The 948-nt window shown below is 54.0% G+C and carries 1 protein-coding gene; it reads right to left on the bottom strand.

Annotated features, from left to right (window positions below):
• Positions 1–114: 114 nt before the first annotated feature.
• Positions 115–948, bottom strand: an 834-nt coding sequence (locus AWB82_RS36685; RefSeq protein ID WP_235023606.1) for an effector protein Tle3 domain-containing protein, incomplete at its 5' end; no start/stop codon positions are given.

Genomic DNA, 948 nt, shown 5'->3' with positions numbered 1-948 from the left:
AGGCAAAACTTTGACAGCCTTAAAGTCTCCATAGACGAACGGCTTCGGCCCGCTGGTTGCGCACGCTTGCAACATCGAGAAAAGTACGCCAGTAAGTAGAATTCGCTTCATGATCTAGCGCCGTCCGTACAGTTCAAATCGCTGATCTCTTTCCAGCTTGTCCTTCAGTCTCATCGCATCGGCCTCATTCACTTCATCCCTCACGGTCTTCCAGTCGATCGTCGAAGGCTTGGCGACCGGTTCAAACGTGCCCGAATTGAAGTACACGTCGTAGCCTTGCGTCCAATCAGCTCGCTTGATGAGCTTGCTCCAGAATTCGATATCGTCAGCGGCATCGCAGAAACCGATCGGCAAGTCATAGGCGACCACTCGCTTCATGAACTTGACGCTGCCAGGAATGGTGCTGTGATTGGTCGGTTCGGGGTGGTAGTTGTTCAAGAACTCCATCTTTTCCTCCTCTGTTTCGCGGCTATACACCCGGCCCTGCGTGTATGGATCGGGGGCACGCTCCAATGTTCTGTGAGGATCGACTGCCGAAATCAGATACGGATTAGAAGGCTCGCGAAGGCGTCCTGTCTCTGGGTCGATCTCACCCATTGCGGGCTCTGTGTTCCTCGACCTTTCAAAAGTACGCATGTCCTCGGCGCTTAATGGATTTGGAACCGCCTCCGCGTTAATACGAACCATCTGGTCCAAAGGTGGTTTAGCCCAAAGCCTCGGAATACCGCGATTACCATTCCAAAAGGCGTTTGGGTCAACTCCTTCAACTGGATCTTGAATGGGAGGTAGCTTGCCGAAACACTTTACGTTCGGCTCGTCCCCTACTGGCGTAACCCGCGCTAGCATGCGCTGCTTTACTGTGTCGTCCAGCTCGTCCAACAGCTTGGGCTCAACGCCCTGCCAGCCAATACTCTGGAGCGGCGTCATGCCCATGATTCGGTCGTGTGG

The organism is Caballeronia glebae (assembly GCF_001545035.1).
Lineage (GTDB): Bacteria > Pseudomonadota > Gammaproteobacteria > Burkholderiales > Burkholderiaceae > Caballeronia > Caballeronia glebae.
The sequence above is the reverse complement of the archived record's forward strand: the minus strand, read 5'-3'. Positions and strand labels throughout refer to the sequence as shown.